Origin of the sequence: Nocardioides pinisoli (assembly GCF_024199985.1) — a bacterium.
Taxonomy (GTDB): Bacteria; Actinomycetota; Actinomycetes; order Propionibacteriales; family Nocardioidaceae; genus Nocardioides; species Nocardioides pinisoli.
Window position 1 is genome coordinate 579,580 of the sequence record NZ_JANARS010000001.1, and the last position, 23,714, is coordinate 603,293.

24 protein-coding genes and 1 tRNA gene are annotated in these 23,714 nt (G+C 72.8%); 13 read left to right on the plus strand and 12 right to left on the minus strand.

Translation table 11 applies throughout. The features are described from left to right. Window positions 1-11: 11 nt before the first annotated feature. Window positions 12-548 (minus strand): hypothetical protein, encoded by a 537-nt coding sequence (locus tag NCI01_RS02740; protein WP_254179931.1) that lies wholly within the window; start codon window positions 546-548, stop codon window positions 12-14. A gap of 155 nt (window positions 549-703) precedes the next feature. On the opposite strand from NCI01_RS02740, the gene NCI01_RS02745 reads away from it, so the two are divergent. Beyond that, a complete protein-coding gene (locus NCI01_RS02745) occupies window positions 704-1,210 on the plus strand; it encodes a SigE family RNA polymerase sigma factor (RefSeq protein ID WP_254179932.1) in 507 nt (168 codons plus the stop codon). A gap of 8 nt (window positions 1,211-1,218) precedes the next feature. Further along, on the plus strand, window positions 1,219-2,004 hold the full coding sequence (locus NCI01_RS02750; RefSeq protein ID WP_254179933.1) for a hypothetical protein: 786 nt from the start codon (window positions 1,219-1,221) through the stop codon (window positions 2,002-2,004). Window positions 2,005-2,021: 17 nt separating this feature from the next. Here the strand turns inward: NCI01_RS02750 and NCI01_RS02755 are convergent, their stop codons facing one another. The 5 genes from NCI01_RS02755 to NCI01_RS02775 all read right to left on the minus strand — a co-directional run bounded on the left by NCI01_RS02755 (window position 2,022) and on the right by NCI01_RS02775 (window position 6,283). Beyond that, complete coding sequence (locus NCI01_RS02755) at window positions 2,022-2,654, minus strand: DUF2461 domain-containing protein (RefSeq protein WP_254179934.1); 633 nt, start codon at window positions 2,652-2,654, stop codon at window positions 2,022-2,024. Between the two features lies 1 nt (window position 2,655). Then, a complete protein-coding gene (locus NCI01_RS02760; protein WP_254179935.1) occupies window positions 2,656-3,750 on the minus strand; it encodes a hypothetical protein in 1,095 nt (364 codons plus the stop codon). A 1-nt stretch (window position 3,751) separates the two neighbouring features. Beyond that, the gene (locus NCI01_RS02765) at window positions 3,752-4,993 is read right to left on the minus strand and encodes a C39 family peptidase (protein WP_254179936.1); all 1,242 of its coding nucleotides are present in this window, start codon (window positions 4,991-4,993) and stop codon (window positions 3,752-3,754) included. A 399-nt stretch (window positions 4,994-5,392) separates the two neighbouring features. Then, window positions 5,393-5,468 (minus strand) — tRNA-Gly (locus NCI01_RS02770). Window positions 5,469-5,509: 41 nt separating this feature from the next. Further along, window positions 5,510-6,283, minus strand: coding sequence for an SGNH/GDSL hydrolase family protein (locus NCI01_RS02775; RefSeq protein ID WP_254179937.1), 774 nt, complete (start codon window positions 6,281-6,283; stop codon window positions 5,510-5,512). Between the two features lie 79 nt (window positions 6,284-6,362). On the opposite strand from NCI01_RS02775, the gene dcd reads away from it, so the two are divergent. The 6 genes from dcd to NCI01_RS02805 all read left to right on the plus strand — a co-directional run bounded on the left by dcd (window position 6,363) and on the right by NCI01_RS02805 (window position 12,063). Continuing rightward, window positions 6,363-6,938 (plus strand): dCTP deaminase, encoded by a 576-nt coding sequence (gene dcd, locus NCI01_RS02780; protein ID WP_254179938.1) that lies wholly within the window; start codon window positions 6,363-6,365, stop codon window positions 6,936-6,938. A gap of 113 nt (window positions 6,939-7,051) precedes the next feature. Then, window positions 7,052-8,098: an ABC transporter substrate-binding protein gene (locus NCI01_RS02785; RefSeq protein WP_254179939.1), complete on the plus strand. Its 1,047-nt coding sequence runs from the start codon at window positions 7,052-7,054 to the stop codon at window positions 8,096-8,098. Then, the gene (locus tag NCI01_RS02790) at window positions 8,098-9,132 is read left to right on the plus strand and encodes a FecCD family ABC transporter permease (RefSeq protein ID WP_254179940.1); all 1,035 of its coding nucleotides are present in this window, start codon (window positions 8,098-8,100) and stop codon (window positions 9,130-9,132) included. The genes NCI01_RS02785 and NCI01_RS02790 overlap by 1 nt, the downstream gene beginning before the upstream one ends. Continuing rightward, the gene (locus NCI01_RS02795) at window positions 9,129-10,205 is read left to right on the plus strand and encodes a FecCD family ABC transporter permease (protein ID WP_254179941.1); all 1,077 of its coding nucleotides are present in this window, start codon (window positions 9,129-9,131) and stop codon (window positions 10,203-10,205) included. The genes NCI01_RS02790 and NCI01_RS02795 overlap by 4 nt, the downstream gene beginning before the upstream one ends. Beyond that, window positions 10,202-11,110 carry an ABC transporter ATP-binding protein gene (locus NCI01_RS02800; protein WP_254179942.1) on the plus strand — a complete coding sequence of 303 codons (909 nt, stop codon included), beginning with the start codon at window positions 10,202-10,204 and terminating at the stop codon, window positions 11,108-11,110. The genes NCI01_RS02795 and NCI01_RS02800 overlap by 4 nt, the downstream gene beginning before the upstream one ends. A 2-nt stretch (window positions 11,111-11,112) precedes the next feature. Continuing rightward, window positions 11,113-12,063, plus strand: coding sequence for a siderophore-interacting protein (locus NCI01_RS02805; RefSeq protein ID WP_254179943.1), 951 nt, complete (start codon window positions 11,113-11,115; stop codon window positions 12,061-12,063). A gap of 154 nt (window positions 12,064-12,217) precedes the next feature. On the opposite strand, the gene NCI01_RS02810 is transcribed toward NCI01_RS02805, so the two are convergent. From NCI01_RS02810 to NCI01_RS02830, 5 genes are all read right to left on the minus strand, one after another. Then, a complete protein-coding gene (locus NCI01_RS02810; RefSeq protein ID WP_254179944.1) occupies window positions 12,218-13,066 on the minus strand; it encodes a DUF4097 family beta strand repeat-containing protein in 849 nt (282 codons plus the stop codon). 140 nt (window positions 13,067-13,206) lie between these two features. Continuing rightward, window positions 13,207-13,749 (minus strand): toxin-antitoxin system HicB family antitoxin, encoded by a 543-nt coding sequence (locus NCI01_RS02815; RefSeq protein WP_254179945.1) that lies wholly within the window; start codon window positions 13,747-13,749, stop codon window positions 13,207-13,209. Between the two features lie 189 nt (window positions 13,750-13,938). Continuing rightward, entirely contained in the window at window positions 13,939-17,667 is a 3,729-nt protein-coding gene (locus tag NCI01_RS02820) for a heterodisulfide reductase-related iron-sulfur binding cluster (RefSeq protein ID WP_254179946.1), read from the minus strand. 128 nt (window positions 17,668-17,795) lie between these two features. Next, on the minus strand, window positions 17,796-18,092 hold the full coding sequence (locus tag NCI01_RS02825; RefSeq protein WP_254179947.1) for a hypothetical protein: 297 nt from the start codon (window positions 18,090-18,092) through the stop codon (window positions 17,796-17,798). After that, complete coding sequence (locus tag NCI01_RS02830; protein WP_254179948.1) at window positions 18,089-18,409, minus strand: hypothetical protein; 321 nt, start codon at window positions 18,407-18,409, stop codon at window positions 18,089-18,091. Before NCI01_RS02830 ends, NCI01_RS02825 begins: the two co-directional genes overlap by 4 nt. A gap of 124 nt (window positions 18,410-18,533) precedes the next feature. Here NCI01_RS02830 and NCI01_RS02835 point away from each other — a divergent pair, with 124 nt between their 5' ends. The 5 genes from NCI01_RS02835 (at window position 18,534) to NCI01_RS02855 (ending at window position 22,968) form a co-directional block, all read left to right on the plus strand. Then, window positions 18,534-18,857 (plus strand): hypothetical protein, encoded by a 324-nt coding sequence (locus NCI01_RS02835; protein ID WP_254179949.1) that lies wholly within the window; start codon window positions 18,534-18,536, stop codon window positions 18,855-18,857. Between the two features lies 1 nt (window position 18,858). After that, a complete protein-coding gene (locus NCI01_RS22540; protein WP_254179950.1) occupies window positions 18,859-20,376 on the plus strand; it encodes a putative T7SS-secreted protein in 1,518 nt (505 codons plus the stop codon). 5 nt (window positions 20,377-20,381) lie between these two features. Beyond that, window positions 20,382-20,888, plus strand: a complete 507-nt coding sequence (locus tag NCI01_RS02845; RefSeq protein ID WP_254179951.1) for an ADP-ribosyltransferase family protein — start codon at window positions 20,382-20,384, stop codon at window positions 20,886-20,888. A gap of 46 nt (window positions 20,889-20,934) precedes the next feature. Further along, window positions 20,935-22,242, plus strand: coding sequence for an ADP-ribosylglycohydrolase family protein (locus tag NCI01_RS02850; protein ID WP_254179952.1), 1,308 nt, complete (start codon window positions 20,935-20,937; stop codon window positions 22,240-22,242). A gap of 192 nt (window positions 22,243-22,434) precedes the next feature. Next, entirely contained in the window at window positions 22,435-22,968 is a 534-nt protein-coding gene (locus tag NCI01_RS02855; RefSeq protein ID WP_254179953.1) for a class F sortase, read from the plus strand. Here NCI01_RS02855 and NCI01_RS02860 read toward each other — a convergent pair. Beyond that, the gene (locus tag NCI01_RS02860) at window positions 22,940-23,707 is read right to left on the minus strand and encodes an IclR family transcriptional regulator (protein ID WP_254179954.1); all 768 of its coding nucleotides are present in this window, start codon (window positions 23,705-23,707) and stop codon (window positions 22,940-22,942) included. The two genes, NCI01_RS02855 and NCI01_RS02860, sit on opposite strands and share 29 nt — an antisense overlap. Between the last annotated feature and the right edge of the window lie 7 nt (window positions 23,708-23,714).

The following is a 23,714-nucleotide window of genomic DNA, read 5'->3' on the forward strand; positions in this document are numbered from 1 at the left end:
CGGGCGGTCGATCAGGCGGCGGGCCTGCGGTCGAGCAGGCGCCGTCGCCGCGACACCTTGGCGAGGCGCCGGTCGAGGCGGGCCTCCTCCTCCATGAGCGCGATCCGCGCGACCTGCTCGGCGAGCTGCTCGTCGCCGAGGCGGGCGGGCAGGACGTGCGAGCGACCCTCCTTCGCCAGCGACATCCAGCTGCGCGGCGGCTCGGCGAAGCCGCTGGTCGCCACGAGCACGACGCGGAAGTCCGCGACGAGGCCGTCGAGCGCCAGCGCGGCCTGGTCCGGCGTCGCCGCCGACCACCCGGGCATGCTCACGAAGCAGTCCGTCCCCGTCTTCCGCGCCCGCCGGCACACCCGTGCCCACGCGCCCTCGACGTCCTTGCGTCGGAGGCCCGCGGCCTTGTGCGAGCGCAGGAGCTCGACCTCCGCGTGCGCGAGGACGTCGGCGTCGACGGCGGGGACCGAGACGCCGCCGACCGCCAGCGCCTCGGTCATCGAGGGCGTGTCCACCGGGTCGGGTCCGAGGTGGAGGAGGAACAGTCTCTTCGCCATGGCGCGAGCCTCGTCCGCGCGCCCCAACCCGGCGTGAACGCCGCGTCACCGTGAGCCGAACTCCGCAGGTCGGGCGAGATCGTCCCCACGATGGTGTGACGTCACGATGCTCCCGTGCGTCTCACCCGGTGACGCCGAACCAACCAGGGAGAGACATGCCCCGCACGCAGGAGGATTTCGAGGAGTTCGCGGTCGCGCGGACACCTCAGCTCTATCGCGCCGCGTGGCTGATGTGCGGCGACGCGCACCGGGCAGAGGACCTCGTCCAGGAGACGCTGGCCAAGGTCTACGTCCGGTGGCACCGCCGCCTGGGCGGACCGATCGAGCACCCGGTCGCGTACGCCCACACGACGCTGACGCGCGCCTACATCAGCGCCCAGCGCCGTCGCAGCAACCACGAGACGCCGACCGAGTCGTTGCCGGAGCGGATCGAGCAGGGTGGGGACGCCGCCACCTCGCTCGCCCTCCGCGACGCGCTCGCGCAGCTGGCACCGATGGACCGCGCGGTCCTGGTGCTCCGCTACCTCGAGGACGTGTCGGTCGCCGACACCGCGGACGCCCTCGGGGTCAGTCCGGGAGCCGTGCGCAACCGGACGCTCCGCGCCCTCGAGCGACTCCGTGCCGTGCTGGGCCCGTCCCTCCGAGACCTGCTCGAGATCTAGGAGATCCCATGCCCACCGAAGACACCGGCGTCACCGAGCTCCTCCGCCGTGCCAGTGACGGCCTCACCCCCGACGTCGACCGCCTCGTCAGCGGCGGCATCACCCGCGGCCGCTCCCGGCAGCGCCGCGCCCGGATCGGTACGGCGGTCGCCTCGCTGGCCGTGATCGGCGTCATCGGCACGCTGGCGGCCGTCGTACCCCACCTCGGCGACCCCGACAGCACGTCGGGCGACGTCGCGACCGAGCCCACCGCGTCCGTCTCGCCCAGCCCGACACCCGACCCCGATCGGCCTCCGTCGGCCGACGAGCTGCGGCCGCTGGTGACGGTGGCCAAGATGGAGCAGGCCCTCAGCTCGGCCACGGGGGCCTCAGCGGTGCGGCACCTCGAGGTGGACGCATCCGGTGAGGACCACCAGCGCACGTTCGTCGCGATCGTCGACGGGGCACAGGTCTCGTTCACCATCCGCTGGTACAACAGCCCGCTCGTCGTGCAGGACGGCGGAGAGCCGCTGGCGCCGAGCGTCGTCTGCGAGCCGGCGCCCGAGATCGACTGCACGACCATGCCTGACGGGTCGCGTCTGCTGCGCGAGGAGTCGCGTCCCGCTGGTGGCGCCGGCGTCCCCGCGAACTTCCTCGAGCGTTCGCTGACCCTGGGGACGTACGACGGGTGGCAGATCAGCGTGATCGCTCGGAACAGCACCGACGAGAAGCAGGGCGAGGTCGTCGCGAGCGAGCCGGTGCTCACGATGGCCGAGATGCAGGCCCTGGCGACGAGCGACGCCTGGTACGCCTGACCCTTCGGGCAGAGGCGTCAGTCGACCCGGACCGCGGCGACCCAGTCGACCAGCGGTCGCAGCGCCCGCCAGTCCTCACGGACCCGGTCGACGAGCCCGGCGTCGATCGCGTCGGACTCAAAGCCGTAGGAGCGGCCCACGAAGAGCTGCTTGCGGCGCAGCAGGTGGATGCGGGGGTGGTCGACGTCGTAGCCGCGCGGTGACGTCTTCAGCTGCTCGCCGCCCACCTCGAAGCCGTCCTTCTCGAGCTTCCTCAGCAGCCGGTCGAGCGCCGGGCCGGTCTTCCCGTCGGCCATCGCCTCGCGGATCGCGGCCAGCGTCGGTCCGTCGGCGTCGTAGAAGCCGGCGCCGACGCGCGTGCCGCGCGGGGAGATCTCGAAGTACCAGCCGGTCCGCGGCCCGGCCGCGACGAACGCGCCCTGGTGGGTCTTGTAGGGCGTCTTGTCCTTGGCGAACCTGACATCGCGGTAGGGCCGGAACACCTTCGCCGGGCCGAACTCCGGCTCGAGCGCGGCCATCAGCGCCTTCATCGGCGCCTCGACCGACTCCTTCCAGACGTGCTTGTGGGACTCCCAGAACGACTTGGTGTTGTCCATCTCGAGGTCGTCGTAGAAGTCGAGCGCGGCGACGGGGAATCCGGTGAAGCTCACGTCAGCCGACGTTAGCCCAGACGTGCTCGTCGCCCTGCTCGCCGTACGACGTCAGCGTCAGCACGCCGCCGCCGCAGACCGGCTCGCCGAGGAAGGCGTTGCCGGTGGAGGGGGACTCGTAGGCGACCTCCAGCGTGCGCTCGGGCGTCCAGCGCATCAGCCGGGCCGGCTCGTCGGGGCCCTGCGGGTCGCGGACGAAGAAGACCGAGCCGCCGCAGGGGACGGCGGTCCCGGTGGTGCCGGGGCCAAGGTCGAAGTAGGTGCTGTCCGCCGCGGCGTGGAAGCGGGCCTCCTCCTGCCGGCGCGGCTTCGGCACCTCCGACCACACGGCGCCGTCAGCGGTCGCGGCGACGTCCCAGGCCGTGCAGTCCTCGGGCCCGTCGACCGGTTGCGGCACGCCGCTGGCGTCGAGCAGGTTGACGGTGCGGCAGGCCACGGGGCGGGCGTCGTCGAAGGTCATGATGCCGACGCCGTGCTCGCTGGCGGTGAGGCCGGAGAAGCCGCTGCGGTCCGGGGCGCACCAGCCGTCCTCGCCGTTGCTGTCGGCGAGCGCCGCGGTGGCCAGGCAGTAGGCCCCGCCGTCGCCGTAGGTCGGGTAGTAGAGGTCGCCGTCGGTGAGGGCCCACGAGCCGCCGCTCGCCGCCGGGGGCGTGGTGACCGCGCCCGTCTCCCCGGTGGCGAGGTCGACGACGGCCACCTCGCTGGGAGCCGTCTCGGCCTTGTCCTGGCGGACGACGACGGCCCACGACTCGCTCATCAGGACCTCGGAGATCGTGCGTCCTCCGCCGGCACGGACGGTCGCGGCGTCGCCGTCGCGGGCCAGCTCGACGAGGGTGTCGCCCTCGTCGCCCAGCGCCTCCCACTCGGGCCCCTTGACGTAGCGGGTGCCGGCCTCGACGGCCGTGTCCTGCCAGTCCAGCAGGGCGGTCGCCGGCTCGGCCGCGACCGGGTCGTCGACCGGCCCGCCCGTGGGGAGGCCAGCCTCCCCGGACGGCCGGTCCGGCGCGCTCGAGGGCGCCGGGTCGGCCTCGTCGGTCCCCGCGCAGCCGGCCAGTGCGACCAGCAGCACCAGCGCGGCCGGCGTACGGACGCGCACGTCAGACCCCGACGTTGTGCTGGAAGTGGTCGAGGTTGGCCCGGAAGGACCGGTAGGCGTTGCGCCACTGCACGCGGACGATCGCCGGCTCGCTGGGGTCGAACCTGGACTGGTCCCACGGCTCGAACCAGCCGAGCTGAGGGTTGCCGCCCGGGTTCTGGTCGAAGCCGCGGCCGACCTGGAAGTGACCGCTCGCGTCGTCGTCGAGGTAGGGGTAGTACTGCTTGTGCAGGTTCGGGTGCAGCACGACCGGCGCCTGGTAGTCGTGCACGTGGCGCATCATCAGGCGGTACCACTGCTTGAAGGTGAAGTCGCTGATGTCGAGCACGACGTAGGGGCCGGCGTGGGTCTCGTCGTCGTAGTCCGTCTTGTTGTTGACCACCCGCACCATGTCGGTGATCGCCGTGCCGGCGCTGGTGGTGCCGAGGCGGCGGGCCCAGTAGGACTGGTTCTTCCGCTTGCCCTGCGAGCCCCAGCCGATGGCCTGCATCGTGGCCGGACCGCACCAGTAGGTCTGGTTCTGGGCCTGGGCCACCTTGCTGCTGAGGATCTTGGACTTCGTCGGGTACGACCCGCCGAAGCCGCCGCGCGCGTCGACGCCCGCGCTCACCTCCGGGTGCCGCTCGGCGAAGCCGTCGGGCAGCGGCACGCCCTGGATCTCGTGGCGCAGCATCCAGACCTTGCCGACCGCGCGGGCCGCCATGGTCAGCTCCGTGCGCTCGGCCTCGGTGCGGGCGGTCGACGTACGCGACTGGGCGCGGGCCAGCAGCCCGTCGGCGTCGAGGTCACCGGTGCGCTCGGTGGTGCGAGCCGTCGGCCGGGTCTCGAGCCGGGCGGCGAGTGCCTCCTCCGACTGGTTGGTCCAGCCGAACCCGAGGCAGTAGCGCTGCCCCTCGAAGGTGGCGCAGCGCACCGACGCCCGCGCGAGCGCCGTACGCCCCTCGGCCCGGTCGAGGGTGGCGCCCTCGGCGAGCACGCGCTCGATCTCGGCGCGCATCGCCGGCGTCAGCGCGTTGCGTCCCGAGGCTCCGGGCGCTCCGGGCGCTCCGGTCGTCTCGGCGGCCGGGGCGATCTCGCCGCGGTCGGCCCGGTCGCCGTCGGGGAGGAGCGGGACGGCTCCGAGCGTCAGGGCGAGCGCCGCGGCGGCGATGGTGGCGGGGTGGCGCCACAGCGGGCGCGAGGCGTCCTCGTCGGCGATGCGGTGGGCGACCTTGCGGAGCGTCGGGCGGGGAAGTGCGGGCATGGGGGAAGACCTTCGAGCCGAGAACAACGACCGCCTCACTGTCCTCTTCAGCCCCAGAAGTCGCAAGTCTCACTCCTGCCCCAACCGGGGATCCGCACGGTGGTCGAGCGGTGCGTGAGGCGGGTTCTGACGGCCCAGAAGCCGCGTGGCACACCGCTCGTACGACAACACGGGCGGGGGCGGTGCGTGAGGCGGGTTCTGGCGGCCCAGAAGCCGCGTGGCACACCGCTCGTACGACAACACGGGCGGGGGCGGTGCGTGAGGCGGGTTCTGGCGGCGCAGAATCCGCGTGACTCACCGCCGTACGACAACACGGGCGGGGGCGGTGCGTGAGGCGGGTTCTGGCGGCGCAGAAGCCGCGTGGCTCACCGCTCGGCGCGCGCGATAGGTGAGGAAAGCTGGAGCGGATGACGAGATTCGAACTCGCGACATCGACCTTGGGAAGGTCGCGCTCTACCAACTGAGCTACATCCGCATGCCGTCCGGAGACGGCGGGCCGAACGATACCGGATGGGGCTAGCCGACCCTCGTGCCGACCCGCGAGAGGGCGGGATGCTTCGGCGTGACGGTGTCGCCGGAGGAGCGCCCGGTGAGCCGGCGGTGCACCCACGGCACGAGGAACTCGCGCGTCCACTGGGCATTGGCGGCCCAGGTCTCGCGGCGCCCGAGGACAGGGAGCGGGCCCACGGTCACGGGCTCGAGGCCGTGCTCGACGCCGATGGCCTCGAGGACGGCGTGGGCCATGTGGGTGTGGCCGGAGCTGTTGAGGTGCATCCGGTCGGTGTCCATCACGCCGGGGATCTCGATGTCGCGCATCCGCCACATGTCGACCACGGTGGCGCCGTGCCGGTCGGCGATCTCGCGGACCCACTCGTTGAAGATCGCCATCCGGCCGCGCATCGGGCCGTAGATGCCGCCGGCGCCCGGGTCGAAGATGGTGAACATGACCACGTGCGCACCGGTGGCGCGCAGCCGCGCGATGGCGTCGTCGTACGTCCTGGCGAGGGCGTCGATGTCGACGCGCGGGCGCAGCACGTCGTTGCCGCCGCCGTGGATGGTGACCAGGTCGGGTTCGAGCGCGACGGCGGCGTCGACCTGCTCGGCGACGATCGCGCCGAGCTTGCGGCCGCGGATGGCGAGGTTGGCGTAGCCGAAGTCGTCGGTCTGCTCGGCGAGCACCTCGGCGACGCGGTCGGCCCAGCCGCGCAGTCCGTTGGGGCGTGCGGGGTCGGGGTCTCCGACGCCCTCGGTGAAGGAGTCGCCCAGGGCGACGTAGCGGTGGAAGGTCACCGAACCATTGTCGCAAGGCGGTCTCGTGACGGGACTTCGTCCCTCCTCGACCACCGGGCCCGAGCGCTAGGGTCGGCGGGTGCTGCTCTCCGATCGCGACATCACCGCTGAGATCGACGCCGGCCGGATCGCCCTCGATCCGTGGGACCCCACGATGATGCAGCCCTCCAGCATCGACGTGCGCCTCGACCGGTTCTTCCGCGTCTTCGAGAACCACCGCTACCCCCACATCGACCCCGCCGCCGACCAGTCCGAGCTGACGCGCGAGGTCGAGCCCGAGGGCGACGAGCCGTTCATCCTGCACCCGGGCGAGTTCGTGCTCGGGTCGACGTACGAGGTCGTGTCCCTGCCCGACGACGTCGCCGCGCGGGTGGAGGGGAAGTCGTCGCTGGGGCGGCTGGGCCTGCTCACGCACGCCACGGCGGGGTTCGTGGACCCCGGCTTCTCCGGCCACGTCACCCTCGAGCTGGCCAACGTCGCGACGCTGCCGATCAAGCTCTACCCCGGGATGAAGATCGGCCAGTTCTGCTTCTTCCGGCTCTCCTCGCCGAGCGAGCACCCCTACGGCTCCGAGAAGTACGGCTCCCGCTACCAGGGCCAGCGCGGCCCGACCCCCAGCCGGTCCTTCCAGGGGTTCCACCGCACGCCGATCTGAGGCGTCCACGGGTCCGCATCGCGGATTAAGGCACACCCGCGTTGCCTAATTCGGACCAAGTGTGGTTAGGCTTCCCTTAGTTAGTGTTGCCTTACCGAGCACCCGGAGTCCTGATGAAGCTAAGCCTCGCCGCGCCCTTGAAGATCCAGGCCGCCGCGGCCACCGTCCTGGTCGCTGCCCTCGCCGGCTGCAGCACCGGATCCACCAGCGGCACGGAGGCCGCGGCGGAGCCGACCTCCACCACGTCCGTCGACCCCGACGCCTTCCCCGTCACCATCGAGCACGCGCTCGGCGAGACCACGATCGACTCCGAGCCGACCCGGGTCGCCACCCTCGGCTGGACCGACCACGACCACGCCGTCGCGCTCGGTGTCGTCCCGGTCGGCGCCACCAAGATCACCTGGGGCGGCAACGAGGGCGGCTCGACCGACTGGTTCGACGAGGCCGTCGAGGAGGCTGGCGCCGAGGCGCCCGTGCGCTACGACGACTCCGACGGCGCGCCGATCGACGAGGTGGCCGAGCTCGCCCCCGACCTGATCCTGGCCACCAACTCCGGCATCACCGACGCGGAGTACGCCAAGCTCTCCAAGATCGCCCCGGTCGTCGCCTACCCCGAGGCGCCGTGGACCACCGACTGGCGGACCTCGCTCGAGATGGTCGGCCAGGCGCTCGGTCGTACGGCGCTCGCCGAGGAGGTCGCGTCCGACACCGAGGCCGCCATCGACGAGGCCGCCGCGGCCAACCCCGAGCTCGAGGGGGCCGAGCTGATCTACGGCTACCTCGCCGCCACCGACCTCTCCACGGTCGGCATGTACGCCCCCGAGGACCCGCGGGTCTCGATCCTGCGCGACTTCGGCATGGTCGACGCGCCGGCCGTCGCAGACGCGATCAAGCCGGGCGAGTTCTACGGCACGGTGTCGGCGGAGCAGTCGGCCGACCTCGACTCCGACGTCTTCATCACCTGGGTGGACTCCCCGGACAACGTCGAGACGATCGAGGACGACAAGCTGCTCGGCCAGATCCCCGCGATCGCCGACGGCCACTGGTATGCCGAGACCGACAAGCAGGCCGCGATGGCCTCCACCAACCCCACGCCGCTCTCCATCCCGGTCATCGTGAGAGACTTCCTGCCTCACGTGGTCGAGGCGCTCGAGGGCTGATGTCCGCCCTCGTCCCGACGCGGGACGACGTCTCACGGGCTCCGGGGGGAGGCCAGAGGCGTCGTCCCGCCCTGCCGGCCAGCGTCGCGATCTCGGTCGTGGCGCTGGCCGGTGCCGGCGCCCTGTCCCTCCTGGTGGGGGCACGGGGCGTGCCGCTGCAGGCGGTGTGGGACAGCACCCACCCGCTGCACGCCGTGGTCGAGGCCCGGCTGGACCGCACCGTCCTCGGCCTCGCCGTCGGCGCCGCCCTCGGGCTGGCGGGGGCGCTCATGCAGGGGCTGACCCGCAACCCGCTGGCCGACCCGGGCATCCTCGGCGTCAACGCCGGTGCCACCTTCGCGATGGTCGTCGGGATGACGACCTTCGGCGCCACCGCGATGGGCCAGTTCCTGCCGCTGGCCTTCCTCGGCGCGGCCGTGGCCGCGGCCGCGGTCCACGGCATCGCGTCCCTCGGCCGCGACGGCGCGACCCCGATGAAGCTCGCCATCACCGGCGCGGCCCTCAGTGCGGGCCTCGCGAGCTGGACCACCGGCCTGCTCCTCGCCGACCGCAGGACCATGGAGTCCTTCCGCTTCTGGCAGGTCGGCACCGTCGCCGGGCGGGGCGCCGACGTGCTCCTCGCCGGCCTCCCGTTCCTCCTCGTCGGCGCGCTGCTGGCGCTGGCCGGCGCGCGCTGCCTCAACACGCTCGCCCTGGGCGACGACCTGGCCCGCGGCCTCGGCCGCCGGACCACGCGCGACCGGCTGGTGATCGCGCTCGCGATCGTCCTGCTCGCCGGCACCGCGACCGCGCTGGCCGGGCCGATCGCCTTCGTCGGCCTCGTCGTGCCCCACGTCGTACGCGCCCTCGTCGGGCCCGACCACCGCCGCCTGCTGCCGTTCTCGATGCTCGGCGGCGCCGTGCTCGTGGTCGTCGCCGACACCGTTGGTCGCGTGGTGCTGCCGCCGTCGGAGGTGCAGGTCGGCATCATGGCCGCGGTCGTCGGCGTCCCCGTCTTCATCGCCCTGATCCGCCGCACGGGGAGGGCGTTGTGACCGTGACCCTCGACCGCCCCGTCACCGCCGAGCCGCCCACCCCGGACGCCCTCGGCGTCGTACGCCGTGCGCGCCGCGCCCCGCTGCGCCACCACCGCCGCCTCGTCGCCGGGCTCGTCGTCGTCCTCGTCGGCGCCTTCGCCGCGCGCGTGCTGCTCGGCGACTTCACCGTCACCATCCCCGACTTCGTGCGCATCCTCGGTGGCGAGCAGATCCCTGGCGCCACCTACATCGTGATGGAGTCCAAGCTCCCGCGAGCCGTGCTGGCGGTGCTCGTCGGTCTCGCCTTCGGCGTCGGCGGCGCGATCTTCCAGACCACGCTGCGCAACCCGCTCGCCAGCCCCGACATCATCGGCGTCAGCCTCGGCGCCAGCGCCGCCGCCGTCTCGGGCATCGCCCTGGCCGGCTGGACCGGCTGGTCGGTCTCCGCCGCCGCGATCCTCGGCGCGCTCGGCGTCGCTCTCGCCGTGCGCGCCGTCGCCGGTGACCACGGCGGCTTCCGCCTCGTCCTCGCCGGCATCGGCCTCGCCGCCGCGATGCAGTCGGTCATCCAGTACGTCTTCACCCGCGTCGACGAGTGGGACGTCCAGCTGGTGCTGCGCTGGCTGACCGGCAGCGTCAACGGCGTCGCGTGGCCGGCCATCGGCCTGCTGGCCCTCGCGCTGGCCGTGCTGCTCCCGGCGACCGCGTGGGCCGCGCGCTCGCTGCGCGCGACCGAGCTCGGCGACGACACCGCCGCCGGCCTCGGCGTCGGGCGCGCCCGCACCGACCTGCTCATGCTCCTCGGAGTGCTGCTCGTCGCCGTCGGCGTGGCCGCGGCAGGACCCGTCGCTTTCGTCGCCTTCCTGTCCGGTCCGATCGCGCGCGCCCTCAACCACGGTCGTACGACGCTGCCGGCCGCCGGCCTCGTCGGTGCCGTCATCGTGCTGGCGGGCGACTACGCCGGCGCCTACGCGTTCGCCGACCTCAACCTGCCCGTGGGCGTCGTCACCGGCGCGTTCGGCGCCCCGTTCCTGCTCTGGCTGCTCGCCCGCGGCCCGCTCACCGGACAACGCGGAAGGAGGGCGGCATGACCGCCACCGCCACCACCACGCCCGCCCGGCTGGAGGCGAGCGACCTCACGCTCGGCTACACCGACACGGCCGTCGTGCACGACCTCGACCTGCAGGTCCCGCACGGCCGGATCAGCGTCATCGTCGGGGCCAACGCCTGCGGCAAGTCGACGCTGCTGCGCGGCCTGGCCCGGCTGCTCCGCCCCCGGTCGGGGTCGGTGCTGCTCGACGGCGAGGCGATCCACCGGCTCCCCACCAAGCAGGTCGCACGCACGCTCGGGCTGCTCCCGCAGAACCCGGTCGCCCCCGAGGGCGTCACCGTCGCCGACCTGGTGGCCCGCGGCCGGCACCCGCACCACGGTCCCTTCGCCCGCTGGACCAACGCCGACGACGAGGCGGTGGCCGAGGCGCTCACCCTCACCGACACGCTCGGCCTCGCCGACCGCGTCGTCGACGAGCTCTCCGGCGGCCAGCGGCAGCGGGTGTGGATCGCGATGGCGCTCGCGCAGGGCACCGACCTGCTGCTGCTCGACGAGCCCACGACCTACCTCGACGTCGCCCACCAGGTGGAGATGCTCGACCTGCTCGCCGAGCTCAACGCCCGCCGCGGCACCACGATCGTGATGGTGCTCCACGACCTCAACCTCTCCGCCCGCTACGCCGACCACCTCGTCGCCCTGCACACCGGCCGCATCGTCGCCGAGGGCACTCCGCGCGAGGTCGTCACCGAGGAGGTCGTGCGGACCGTGTTCGGCCTCGACAACCGGGTGATCGACGACCCGGTCTCGCACACGCCGCTCGTCGTGCCCGTCGGCCGTCACCGGCCCGGTCGCGCCGAACCGTCTGGCCCGTCCAGCCCGTCCAGCCCGACCGAACTGTCCAGCCACTCCAGCCACTCCAGCCACTCCAGCCGGGAGACCCGATGACCGTGACCGCCAGCTCGAACCGGGCCGTCCTGCCCATGCTCTTCACCGAGGTCGAGGTGGTCGCGGTGGAGCGGCTCTCGCCGACCTTCGTCCGCGTCGAGCTCGGCAGCCCCGCCCTCGCCGACTTCGGCGTCGACGGTCCGCGCTGGGACCAGCGGATCAAGCTGATCCTGCCCGACCCCGCGACCGGTGCCATCACCTCCACCGAGGGCGCCGACGACACGTGGTTCTCGGCGTGGCTGGAGCGTCCGGCGGCGGAGCGCGGCCACATGCGCACGTACACGATCCGCGACGTCCGCGGCTCGGGGGCGCGGACCACCCTCGTCGTCGACATGGTGCTCCACCTCGAGGGCGACCTGGTCGGCCCGGGCTCGCTGTGGGCCTCCCGCGCGACGGTCGGCGACCGCATCGCGCTGCTCGCCCCACGCCGCGGCTACCCCTACGGCGGCATCGAGTTCACGCCCGGTCCGGGCGCGGACCTGCTGCTGGTGGGCGACGAGACGGCCGTGCCGGCCGTGTGCGCCGTGCTCGAGCAGCTGCCGGACGACGCCACCGGGACGGCCTTCCTCGAGGTGCCGCTCGCCGCGGACGTCCAGGACGTACGTCGTCCCGCGGGCGTCGAGGTGGTGTGGCTGGCCCGCGAGGGCGACGAGCTCGGCGGCGGGCTGCACGACGCGGTCGTGGCCCACCTCGGCATCCCCCACGCGCCTGCCGGGCTCGAGGTCGCTCCCGAGGAGGTCGACCCCGACCTGTGGGAGACGCCGTTCTACTCCTCCTCCGGCGAGGAGGTCCCCGGCGACGTGACGGGGGTCGGTGGTACCTACGCGTGGATCGCCGGGGAGTCGAAGGTCGTCACCGGCCTGCGCCGCCACCTGGTCAAGGAGCTCGGCTTCGACCGCAGCCAGGTCGCCTTCATGGGCTATTGGCGGCGCGGCGTGGCCATGAGGTCCTGAGCCGGCGGCTCGGCTCAGCGGCGCTCGGTGCGGGGCGCGCGGGGGGAGTAGCGGACGCGCTCGGCGATGCGGTGGCGTGCGATCAGCTCGATGTCGGTGAATGAGTCGTGCATGGCGGTTCTCCTTCCTTCTCGTCCGGCTCGTGGTCCGGGGTTCAGCTCTGGTGGAGGGTGACGTCGCCCGACGCCGTGGTGGCGCGGACCTCGAGGTAGGGCTGGTCGGGGGCGGGTTCGCCCGTGCTCGGCAGGGTCGAGCTGAGCCGGCCGCTCGCGGTGCGGACGTCGGTCCACACCGGCGTACCGGCCACGACCCCGATGCTCACGTCGCCGCTCGCGGTCTTGGCCGTGAGGCGGCCCGCTCCGACCTCGGCGACGACCAGGTCGCCCGAGCCGGTGGTGACCACGGCTTCTCCGCCCATCGACAGGACGTGGGTGTCGCCGGACCCCGTCTTGACGGCGAGCTCGCCGCGGGCCGACTCGACGCGGACGTCGCCGCTGCCCGTCGTGACGACCAGCGCCGACTCGGCTCGACGTACGACGACGTCGCCCGAGCCGGACTTGAGGCGCGCCTCGCCGAGGAGGTGCCCGGCGGCCAGGTCGCCGGAGCCGGCCTGGACGAAGGTGTCACCCTCGACGACGTCGAGCGAGACGTCGCCGGAGCCGCTGTCGACGCGGGTGTCGCCGAGCCGGCCGTGGGTGCGTACGTCGCTGCTGCCGACCTTGGTCTGGAGCCCGCTGCCGACCGGGACCTCGACCACGATCTCGGCGCGCGGGTCCCTGCCGAGGAAGCCGCCGCCGCGCTTCGGCGCGAGGATCGCGATCCGACGGGTGCCGACGCCGTCGTCGAGGTCGCGCACGTCGAACTCCCGGGCGCGCTCGCCGGTGATGCGGACGGTCGTCTCGGCGGTGTCGGTGGCGGTGACCTCGACCCGTCCGCGACCGTTCTCGACGTAGAGGTCGATGGGTTCGGGGGTGTCGAAGGCGAGGTCGAGCTGGTTGCTCATCGGGTCTCCTGAGGGTGTGCTCGTCCACCGGGCCGGCGATGCCGGTCCGTCGGGCGATGGGTGGCGGGGCTCGTGCCCCTGGTGTCAGGTCGTGGGTGTCAGGTCGTGGGGGGTCAGGTCGTGGGGGTCAGGTCAGGTCGTCAGAGCCAGCCGGTCATCCGGCGGTTGCCCTGCTTGCGGTTGCCGGCGAACGGGTCGTAGCCCACGAAGGGGACGCTGCTGAGGTCGATGTCGACGTTGATGGCGTGGTCGCTGGTGGCGTGGCGCACGACGTTGACCATCCACGTGTTGAGGCTCTGCCCGGCTGCGGCGGCCTTCTCCTCGGCGCGCGCCTTGACCGCCTCCGGGATGCGCAGCGTGATCCGGGCGAGGTCGCCGGCCTCCTCCTCCGGGGGCGCCGGAGGAGCGGGCGGCGGGGGCGGGGTCGGCATGGCGGCCGGCGGGGCGACCTCGACGACGAACTCGAGCTCGCGGCCCGCCAGCCGCACGTCCACGCTGCCGTCGGGCAACTCGGCGGTGATCTCGGCCGCTGCGTGGGAGATGGCCTCCATGAGCGCGAGCCGGGCGCTCGGGTCGAGCGCGTAGGCGAGGCGCTCCGCGGCCTGCTTCAGCTCGTCGCCCCCGGCCTCGGACGCGGCGACGAGGTCGCGGCGGAGGCTGTCGACGTAGGGAGTGATGTCCATGCGCACCACTGTGACATCACTGTGACATCAAGTCAATGCCCTGGTGATGTCATGTGGCGTCGTGGTGACGCCACCCGCCTTTCGTCCCCGGCGCAGACGTGCAACGCCGGGTTGGTGCCTGTTGCACCCCCCATGCATGGGGGTGGGTAGGTGCACCAACCCGGCGTTACAGCTGCCGGTGGTTGCCGTTCAGAGGTCGAAGAGCGAGCTCGAGTCGCTGATGTCGACGTCCGTACGCGGCTTGTGCGCGGTGCCGTCCGTCGCGGCGGCCTTCGGCCCCTCGTCCGGCGTCGGCTCGGCCCGTACGTCGCTCGCGTCCGCGGTGTCGTTCGCCGCGGGCTCGGTGTCGGTCTCGGGCTCGGGCTGCGGCTCGGGCTCGGCGGCGACGTCGTCGTTGAACAGCGCGGCCTGGCTCAGGTCCGCCCCGCTCGGCGGGGCGCTGGCGGTCCGCTGCTCCGACCCCTCGGGCTCGGGCGTCGACTCCGGTGCCGGCTCCGGCTCGGGGGCTGCCGCGGGGGCCGCCTCGGCCTGCGGGGCAGCGACGACGGGTGCCGCCGCGGGCGCCTCGAGGTCGAACAGGGAGCCCAGGCCCGACAGGTCGACATCCGTGGCCGGAACAGACGCGGAACCGCTCGCCGGGGCCTCGCTGGGCGTTGAGTCGTTGGGAGACTCAACGGCGACGGCGGGCTCGGCAGGGGCCTCATCCGACGTTGAGTCGCCGGGAGACTCAGCGGCGACGGCCGGCTCGGCAGGGGCCTCATCCGACGGTGAGTCGCTGGGAGACTCAACGGCCACGGCCGGCTCGGCAGGGACCTCATCCGACGTTGAGTCGCTGGGAGACTCAACGGCCACGGTGGCCTCGGGGGCCGGGAGGTCGAACAGCGACCCCAGGCTCGAGAGGTCCGCGTCGGTGGCGGGCGTGGACGCCGCGCCGCCGGCCGGGGCAGCGTCGGCGGCGGGTGCCGGAGCGGGCTCGGGCGCGACCTTCGCCTCCGGCTCGGACTCGGCCGTCGGCTCGGGCTGCGGGGCCGGCTCTGCGACCGTCGCCGGCTCGGCAGCCGCCGGCTCGGCAGCCGCCGGCTCGGCAGCCGCCGGCTTGGCAGCCACCGGCTCGGGAGCAGCGATGTCGAAGAGCGAGCCGCCACCGCCCAGGTCGGCGGTGGGGGCCGGGGCGGCGGGCGCCTCCGCGGCGGACGCGGGCTCGTCCGCCGGCTCCGCCGCTGCTGGGGCGGGCTCGGGCTCGGGGGTCCCGAGGTCGAAGAGCGAGCCACCGCTGCCCAGGTCGGTCGACGGCTGGGCGGCGGCCTTCTCCTGGGCGGGCGCCTCGGCGGGCGTCTCGGTCGTCGTCTGGGTGGGCGCCTCGTCCTTCGGTGCCGCCGGCTCCGGTGCCGGGGTGTCGAAGAGCGAACCGCCGGAGAACGCCTCAGCCGGCTTCTCGGTGGACGGCTTGTCAGCCTGGGGAGCCGTCGTGTCCGCAGGGGCCGGCGTGTCGAACAGCGAGCCGGACGAGGCGGGCTCGGCGGCAGGGGCCGGCTCCTCGGAGGCCGGGGTGTCGAAGAGCGACGTACCGCCCGACGCCTTGGCGGCCGGACCCACGTCGGCGGTCTCGGTCACCGTGTCCTCGGTGACGGTGACGTCGCCGGCGTCCGGCTCGTCCTTGGTCGCGACGTCCGTGGCGGTCGCACCGGCAGCGGCGGTCGCACCAGCGGCGGCAGGAGCAGCGGCGGGCGCGGAGCCCGGGGCGGCCTTCGTCGCCTGCTCGCCCTTGACCGAGGCGAGGAGCATCTGCGCGACGTCGAGGACCTCGACCTCCTCGCGGGCCTCGCCCTTGCTCTGCTGCATGGTGAGCCCGTCGGAGAGCATCACGCGGCAGAAGGGGCAGCCCACGGCGATCTGGTCGGCGCCGGTGCCGACGGCCTCCTTGGTGCGGTTCATGTTGATCCGCTCGCCGATGTTCTCCTCCATCCACATGCGGGCGCCACCGGCACCGCAGCAGAAGGACCGCTCGGAGTTGCGCTCCATCTCGATGACCTCGGCGCCGGGCAGCACCTGCAGGAGCTCGCGCGGCGGCGAGTAGACCTCGTTGTGGCGGCCGAGGTAGCACGGGTCGTGGTAGGTGATCGAGCGCTTGGCGGCGCCGGCGCCGTCCTTGACCGGCGTCAGCTTCCCCTCGCGGACGAGGCGGTTGAGCAGCTGGGTGTGGTGCACGACCTCGAGCTCGATGCCGAAGTCCTTGTACTCGTTCTTGAGCGTGTTGAAGCAGTGGGCGCAGGTCGAGACGACCTTCTTGACCTTGTACTCCTTGAAGGTCTCGACGTTCTGCTGGGCGAGGCCCTGGAAGACGAACTCGTTGCCGGCGCGCCGGGCGGGGTCGCCGGTGCAGGTCTCGCCGTTGCCGAGCACGCCGAAGGAGATGCCGGCCATGTCGAGCAGCTCGGCAACGGCGCGGGTGGTCTTCTTCGCGCGGTCCTCGTACGCCCCGGCGCAGCCGACCCAGAACAGCCAGTCCACCGACTCGAGGGACTCCAGGTCCTCCCCGACGACCGGCACCTCGAAGTCGAGGCCCTTGGCCCAGTCCATGCGAGCGGTGCTCGACATGTTCCAGGGGTTGCCCTTGTTCTCCAGGCCCTTGAAGAGCTGGTTGAGCTCGGCAGGGAAGTTGGACTCCACCAGCAGCTGGTAGCGGCGCATGTCCATGATGTGGTCGACGTGCTCGATGTCGACCGGGCACTGCTGGACGCAGGCGCCGCACGACGTACAGCTCCAGAGCACGTCCTCGTCGATGACGAAGTCGCCGTCGGCGGGGTTGTAGAAGTAGTCCAGGACGTCGGTCCCGGTGCCACCGCTCTCGCCCTTGGCGCCCGCGCCGACGAGCTCGCGCTCGAGGTGCGCCGCGTCGCCGTCGTGCTTGGCGTAGGCGTGGTCGCGCAGGCTGGTGATGAGCAGCTTGGGGGAGAGGGGCTTCTCGGTGTTCCAGGCCGGGCACTGCGACTGGCAGCGACCGCACTCGGTGCAGGTGGTGAAGTCGAGGATGCCCTTCCACGAGAAGTCCTCGACCTTGCCGACGCCGAGCACCGAGTCCTCGTCGAGGTCGTCGATGTCGTCGAGGGTGACCGGCTTGCCGTCCGACATCAGCGGCTTCATCGCGCCGAGCGCGGTGGTGCCGTCGGCCTCGCGCTTGAACCAGATGTTGAACCACGCGGTGAAGCGGTGCCAGGCGATGCCCATGGTGATGTTGCGGGCGATCACCATCAGCCAGATCATCGCCAGCACGATCTTGAACGCCGCGATGGCGTAGATCGTGTTCTCGAGGGCCTCGGGGGAGCTGGGGTAGAACGCGTCGCCGATCCACGACGCGATCGGGTAGTGGCTGCGGCCCGCGTCCTCGTCGAGCTTCCACTCGGCTGCGCGGACGAACAGGATCGCGGCGCCCTCGAGCAGCGCGAGCGCCTCGACGAAGTAGGCCTGCCAGAAGGTCGATCCGAAGAACCGGCTGCGCCGGCCCTCGCTGCGCGGGTGGTGCTTCTGCCGGTAGACGATCAGGTAGACGATGCCGACCGTGCTCAGCAGGCCCATCAGCTCGCTGAACCACTCGTACGGGTACCAGTGGCCGACCAGCGGCCAGGCGAACGACGGCTCGAAGAGCTGGAAGTACGCCGCCCCCACGGCGGTGCTGAGGAACAGGAACGCCGCGTAGACGAACCAGTGCATGATGCCGACCCAGTGCCACTGCAGCATCCGGGTGTGGAGGAACGTCTCCTTCAGCATCGTCGCCGTGCGACCGCCCGGGTTGTCGGTGCGCCCCGGTGCCGGCTGGCTCGCGCGGATCACGGCCAGCATGCGCCGTACGGCCGGGACCAGCATCGCCACGGCGGCGACCGTGAAGGCGAACGAGACGACGATCGCGAAGATCTGCATGAAGGGCTGCTCCTCGGTAGGGGCGTACAGAGCCGCAGCCTAGGTCCGCCGATCACGCCGACGGCAGGGCTCTGCGGCGTGAGATGGATCCTACCCGCAGGTAACTTGAGGGGCCGACGTGCGGGCGGTCAGTTCACGATCGCGACGTTCTCGACCTCGATCTCGCGGGCGTCCTCGCGGTAGGTGGCCAGCTTGGCCTTGACCTGGTCGAGCGCCTCGGTGAGCTTCGCGACGCCGTCGTGGAGCTTGCGCTGGTGCTCGAGGTGGGCGAGGTGCGACTCGCTGGTCTCGTCCCAGCCCGGGGTGAGCGTCTCGACCTGCTCGAGGAGCTCGGTGATCTGGGTCGTGATCGCCGTGGTGGCGTCACCGAGCGCGGTCTCGAGCGCGGAGAGCGACCCCTGGTGCACGATCAGCCCGCGGGTCATCGGGGACCACCGCCGAGGCGGTCGGCGAGCTGGCCGGCGCGCTCGGCCTGGGCGACGTCGTTGGTCGCGTGCTCCTGGGCGACGTACATGAGGCTCTGGGAGTAGCCCTCGAGGATCGGCCCCAGGGTGATCGCCACGTCGAACCACGCGTTGACCGCCTCGCCGAAGCCGGCGGCCGCCTGGCCGCTGAAGCCCTTGCCGGCCTCGGTCTCGATCGCGGCGCCGAGGTCCCGCAGCGTCGTCTGCAGCGGCACGACGGCGTCGGCGACCGCCTGGGCGGCAGCCTGCATCTCGGCGTAGACAAGTCCGACGGCCACGGCCGCCCCCTTTCGCTCGGGTGGTTCGCAGACCTTCCTACCCCGGCCGCGGCGAGTTCACACGTTCGCGAGCAGGATCCGCACGCCCGGTTTGGGGCGACCGGCTCGGGGGAAGACCAGTGCCATGGCGTCGTACGACTACGAGGTGGACCTCGAGAGCATGGGCAAGGCCGCCCAGGGGCTCAACGAGGCGCTGCAGCTGTTCAAGGACAAGGACGTCGAGGACCTCGTCCCGGGCAAGGGCGATGTCGGCCACGATGCGGTCTGGGACGCGCTCGACGAGTTCAAGGGCCGCTGGGAGGAGGGCGTCAACAACCTCTGCCAGGACGTCGAGGAGATGGCGGGGCGCCTGGGCAAGATCGCGATGAACTACTTCGAGACCGACAAGGCCGGCTACGACTCCCTGTCCGCGCTCAAGGGCACCATCGCGGCGATCAAGGTGATGTGAGGTGCCGGACTTCGAGATCGAGGGCAACCCGGGCAACATCCGCGCCAAGGCCATGCTGATGGAGCAGAAGGGCCAGCTCTTCTACGACACGGGTGACGCGCTGGCGAAGATCGACGTGTCGGGGTGGACCGGTCGGGCGGCGGACGAGTTCCGCGAGGCGCACGACCTGGAGCCGGACCGGTGGATCAAGGCGGGCAACGGCTTCAAGAAGGCGGCGGCCGGGCTGACGACGTACGCCGGTGAGCTGGAGAGCGCGCAGGCGCGCGCGGAGGCGGCGCGCAAGGAGTACGAGCGCGGGCAGCAGGAGTCGGCGTCCGCGCGCACGCAGTACGACTCCTACATGGGCCAGATGCGGTCCTACTGGAGCCGCGGCGGCACCGACCCGGCGCAGCCCTTCGTCGACTGGGGCGACCCGATCCAGACCGAGGCGCTGTCGGAGCTGGCGTCGGCGCGGGCCGACCTCGACGCCGCGGCGCACACCTGTGCCGGCCAGGTGCGGGCCGGGTGTGCGGACGCTCCGGAGGAACCGAACTGGCTGGAGTCGGGGCTGAAGTTCGTCGGCGGGATCCTCGAGGGCGCGGGCGAGGCGGTGTGGGACCTGCTGACGATGGTGCCCTTCAGTCCGGTCAACCTGGTGATCGACGCCTACAAGGTCGCCGCGGGCGACCTGACGCCCGAGGAGCTGGCGAAGAAGTACGAGCTGTCGGTCGAGAACGGCTGGGAGATGGCACAGGGCATCTACACCGGCCTGACGACCGACCCGGTCGGCTTCGGCAAGGAGCTCGGCAAGTCGCTGCTCGACTGGGACACCTGGGCCGACGACCCGGCCCGCGCGATCGGCCACCTGGTGCCGGACGCGGTGGCGGCCGTCGCCACCGCAGGAGCAGGGGCGCTCGCCACGCGCGGCGCCAAGGGCGGGATGGACGTGCTCGACGGGTTGAGCGACCTCAACAGGCTCGACAACCTGTCGGACCTGGACAAGGTCGACAACCTGTCGGACCTCGGCAAGCTCGACAACCTCGACGACCTCCACCGGCTGGACGACTTCGGTGCCGACGACGCGCGGGCCATCGACGACTACACCGGCAACAACTTCTACGGCGACCTCAATGCCCACCTCCGTGGCCTGCCCACCTCGGGTGCGCACAGCGCGGCGGAGCTCGACCGGCTCTCTGGGGAGGTGTCGGCCGCGCTCGACAAGCTGCCGCCGTTCGAGGGGCACACCCTGCGAGGCACCAACCTGCCTGACAGCGTCCTGGACGGCATCGTCCCCGGCGGCAAGCCCTACTCCGACGGTGCGTTCTCGAGCTCATCGCTCAGCGAGACCACGGCACAGCAGTTCCGCGGCGGCGGCAACACGATGTTCCACATCGACGGCCAGTCCGGTCGCGACGTGCAGCAGTGGTCGCACTACGGCACGGGCGAGTCGGAGATCTTGTTCGACAAGGGCACCGAGTTCCAGGTGCTGCGCAAGGAATGGAATCCTGACGGCTACTGGGACATCTGGTTGAAGGAGTGACGGGCATGGGCAACGCGTCGTCGGAGGACCTGGATCGCAAGGTCGCCGCACTCCTGGTCGCCTTGGAGAAGCTGCCTCCCCACCGCGGGGTGAGCTTCCGGGGACGGTCCCTCGACTCCTCCTTCGGCCGCGAGGGTCAGGTCATCGTCACCCGCGAGCTCACGGCGACGTCCCGCTCGGTGGCGGTGGCCACCGAGAACCTCACCTCACCCGCCCTCTACGTCGTGCTGGGACGCACCGGCCGGGCGATCGAGGACGTCTCGCGCCACCCGGCCGAACGCGAGGTGGTGTTCCTGCCAGCATCGATGTTCACGGTGGTCAAGTCTGCCCGCGTCGACGACCTGCCCGTGACCATCGTCGAGCAGCTCAACCCCGAGCTCGGCCAGCTGGACGAGCCCCTCGGCTCGCTGGAGGAGATCGCGGCGTTCACCGTCGAGAAGGTGCGTCAGGCGCGCGACGACGGGCCGGTCGAGATCACCACTCCCGGCAAGTTCGTCGGCGACATCGCGTGACGGTGGCCCCTTGACGGGCCGGGCAGATCTGCCGAGCCAGGAGGCGATGAACCCGCCCGTGCACGCCACCGGGGATGCCGCCCGGGCCGACAGGATCGAGGGCGTCCTGCTCGGCGCTGCGTGCGGCGACGCCCTCGGGGTGCCGTACGAGTTCGGCTCGGCGCCGCTGGCTCCCGACGAGCCGCCCCGGATGATCGGCGGCGGGCTCGGGCCCTACGAGCCCGGCGAGTGGAGCGACGACACGCAGATGGCCGTGGTCATCGCGGGCGTGGCCGCGGCCCAGGGCCTGCGCCACGTCACCGCCCTCGACGCGGTCGTCCGGGGCTGGGTCGACTGGCTCGACGGCGGTGCCACCGACGTCGGCAACCAGACCAGGCAGGTGCTCCGCGAGGTGGGCGTCGGACGTGGGTCGCCCCACGCGGCCGAGCGCGCCCGGCTGGTGTCGTACTCCCTGCACGCGCAGACGGGCCACACGGCCGGCAACGGCTCGCTGATGCGCACCGCGCCGGTGGCGCTCGCCTTCCTGGACGACCCCGCCGCACTCGCCGAGAGGTCCCGCGCGATCTCCGGCTTGACCCACGCCGATCCGCTGACCGGCGACGCGTGCGTGCTGTGGTGCCACGCGATCCGCCGGGCGGTGCTCGACGGGGAGATGCCCGAGCTCGCCGAGCTGGTCGCCGAGCTGCCGATGGAGAGGCGCGACCAGTGGGCGGCCTGGATCGCCGACGCCGAGCGTCGTACGCCGTCCACGTTCGCGCCCAACGGCTACGTCGTCACCGCGCTGCAGGCGGCGTGGTCGGCGATCCGCCACCCGGTGGGCGAGGGGTCGCCGGTCGTCACGTCGCTGGTCGCCGCCGTCCACGCGGGCGACGACACCGACACCGTCGCCGCGATCGCCGGGGCGTTGCTCGGGGCGGCCCACGGTGCGTCGTCGCTCCCCGAGGAGTGGCTCGAGGCCGTGCACGGCTGGCCCGGCCTGCGCGCCGACGACCTGCGCGACCTCGCCGCGCGGGTGGCGGATCGCGGCGCCGAGGACGCCGCGGCCCACCGCGTGCCCGACGAGCTCCACGAGGTCGCCGAGCACCTGGTCGCCCTCGGCCTCGGGGAGGGCCACCACTTCCTCGTCGAGGGCCGCCCCGTGCCCGGGGGGCGTTCCAGCGAGCTCATCGGTCTGCGCAAGGACGACGACGGCACCTACGAGGTCTGGTACGTCGGTGACCGGGGCGCCCACCGCACCCTGCTGGAGACCTCCGAGTGGTCGGCGGCTCGGCCCCGGTTCGTCGAGGAGGTCGCCCGGCTCGGGGAGTCGCGCGGCGACTGGCGTCCGCCGCGCCGCCGGTGGTGGCGCCGCTGAGGCACCCGGCGTCAGGATCGACGGGACCGCGAGCCCGGGCGTCGTACCCGCCCCGTTCCGGCGGATCGTCGAAGGCTTCGCCCACGTTGGTCGAAGATCGGGTCACGGGTCGCCGGGCGGGCGTAGCCTCCGATCGCCGGACGAGTGGGAACGTCCGGGTGGGCCGACAAAGGGGTGTGGGCGATGTGGGGCGTGCGCAGGGCGCTGGTGGTCGTGCTGGTGGCGGCGGCCGTGCTCGCCGGCGCGCCCGCAGGCGCGGGCCCGCTCGCGGCGTCGTCCGACGCGACCGCCCGTCCCGCCGCCGTCGGTCGCCTGTCGATCCCCGCGATCGGGGTCGACGCCGGGATCATCCCCGTCGGGGTCACCCGTGCCGGCCACCTCGCGATCGGGCGGAGTGTCCGTGATGTCTACCGCTGGCGCGCGGGCGTGCTGCCCGGGCAGCCGGGCAGCGCCGTGCTCGCCGGCCACACCTGGTCGAAGGGGCTCGGGGTGTTCGACGAGCTCGGCCGGCTGCGTCCGGGCAACCTTGTGGTGGTGGGTCGCAACCGCTTCGAGGTCACGCGCGTGCGCCGGGTGACCGGGATGTCGCGCTCGGCCGTCGCCGGGCTGTTCAGCGACCGCGGCAAGCCGCGCCTGGTCCTCATCACGTGCGGTGACCGCGACGACCTGACCGGGGTCTACCGCACCCGGATCATCGTCAACGCGCGGCTGCTGCCCTCCCGCTGACCCGTCGGGTCAGCCGGGCGGCCGTCTGCCGCACGGCCGTCGCGATCGCGTCGGCGTCGGCGTCGGCGTCGCTGGGAAAGGTCACCGCCACCCCGGCCACCGGGTGGCCGTTGTGGTCGAGCACCGCGGCGGCCACGCTCTGCAGGCCGGGCGTCACCTCGCCGTCCTCGGTCGCGTGGCCCCGCTGCCGCGCCGCGGACAGCACGGTGCGCAGGGCGCTCAGCGACGACGGGCCCTTGCCGTGCCGGTCCACGAAGGCATCCCGGTCGGGGTAGAGCGCCCGGACCTGGCTGGCCGGCAGCGCGGCGAGGATCGCGCGCCCCGACGCGGTCAGGTGGGCGGGCAGCCGCACCCCCACGTCGGTGACCAGCGGAGGCCGGCCCGGGGCGCGCTCCTCGATGACGTAGAGCACGTCGCGCCCGTGCAGGACCGCGAGGTGGGCGCCGTGGCCGGTCCGGTCGACGAGCTCGGCGAGGGGCCGTCGGGCCAGCCGGGACAGCGGCTCCTGCCGCGTGAAGCCGCTGCCCACCTCGAACGCCGCGACCCCGAGCCCGTAGCGGTGCTCGTCGGGCAGGTGCACGACGAAGCCCTCGTCGATCATCGTGTTGAGCAGGTGGTAGGCCGTGCTGCGCGGCAGGTCGCACGCGCGGACGATGCGGTCGAGCGGGACCGGGTCGGCCTGCGTGGCCAGGAACCGCAGGACGCGCAGGGTGCGCGTCGCTGCGGGGACCTGGCTCACGAGGCCG